We start from the raw sequence: 1327 nt of genomic DNA, 5'->3' as shown, positions 1-1327 counted from the left end.
TTTTTTATGCGTCTGGCTCGGGCACTGGAACTGACCCACAACTTCGTCTCGACTCCCAATTCCCTCGAGGGATTGGACTCGTTGCTTGATCCATCGCTGGTCGAACAGGCCTTGGAACAAGCCGGTGTCGCTACCTTGCGCAAGCGGCGCTTACCCTTGGAAATGATGCTTTGGTGCGTCATCTCCATGGCGTTTTTCCGGCGCATGTCGGCGTGGGATGTGGTCAGTCGCATGAACATCATGCTGCCCGGGCAACGCCCGCTGGTCGCGCCCAGCGCCGTAGTCCAGGCCCGTCAGCGATTGGGCAGCGAGGCGGTACGACAGGTCTTCGATCTGACGCAGAAAAGCTGGCATGAAGCGGCTGGCCATCCGACCTGGGCCGGGTTGCGTTTGCTGGGGGTCGACGGCGTCGTCTGGCGAACGCCCGATACACCCGAAAACCGTGCACGTTACGACTCCGCCAGCAACCAGCATGGCGATACCGGTTTTCCTCAGGTACGCATGGTCTGCCAAATGGAGCTGACCAGCCATTTGCTGATCGGCAGCGCTTTTGACGGCTATCGCAGCAACGAAATGAAACTGGCGGAACAACTGATCGAAAACACGCCCGATCACTCGTTGACGCTGTTCGATCGTGGCTTTTACTCCTTGGGCTTGCTGCATCAGTGGCAGCAAGCAGGCACCGAGCGGCATTGGCTGATGCCACTGAAAAAAGGCGCGCAGTACGAAGTGGTTCAGCGTTTGGGGCGCCAGGATGCTGTTGTCTTGTTAAGCACTTCGCCGCAAGCCCGCAAACAATGGCCGGGGCTACCCGAGCGCCTGACCGCGCGACTCCTGAGCAAAACCGTCAAGGGCAAGGTTTGTCAGATTCTGACGTCAATGGCCGACCCGCTGCGCTTCCCGCCCGACGAAATTGTCGACCTGTACAGCCAGCGATGGGAGATCGAATTAGGGTTTCGAGAGATGAAACAGACTCTGCTCAACAGTAGCTATACGCTGCGTAGCAAGACACCCGAGATGATCGAGCAGGAACTGTGGGGTGTGTTGCTGGGCTACAACTTGTTGCGCTATCAGATGGTGGAAATGAGTCGTCACTGTCCAGGTATTTACCCGTGTGAAATGAGCTTTAGCGCGTGTACCTGGGCGATTTTAGGGTTTATCAACAGTGTCTCGGCAGACCGCTCCGGGAACATCCCCAAGTACCTGGCCGAGCTTCATGCCTCAGCCCCGCACTATGTCCTGCCTCATCGGCGAGAGGAGCGTATTTATCCTCGCGCCATCCGGCTCAAATCACCGAAGTATCCGATCAGAAATAAAAATGCCAGTC

General features: G+C 57.2%; 1 protein-coding gene. It reads left to right on the top strand.

The annotated features are described in order from the left end of the window. Positions 1-6 precede the first annotated feature (6 nt). A partial coding sequence (locus KGB07_RS26590) for an IS4 family transposase (protein WP_223467074.1) occupies positions 7-1327 on the top strand: 1321 nt, incomplete at its 3' end.

The organism is Pseudomonas sp. GL-RE-26 (assembly GCF_019956275.1).
Taxonomy (GTDB): Bacteria; Pseudomonadota; Gammaproteobacteria; order Pseudomonadales; family Pseudomonadaceae; genus Aquipseudomonas; species Aquipseudomonas grandcourensis.
The sequence above is the reverse complement of the archived record's forward strand: the minus strand, read 5'-3'. Positions and strand labels throughout refer to the sequence as shown.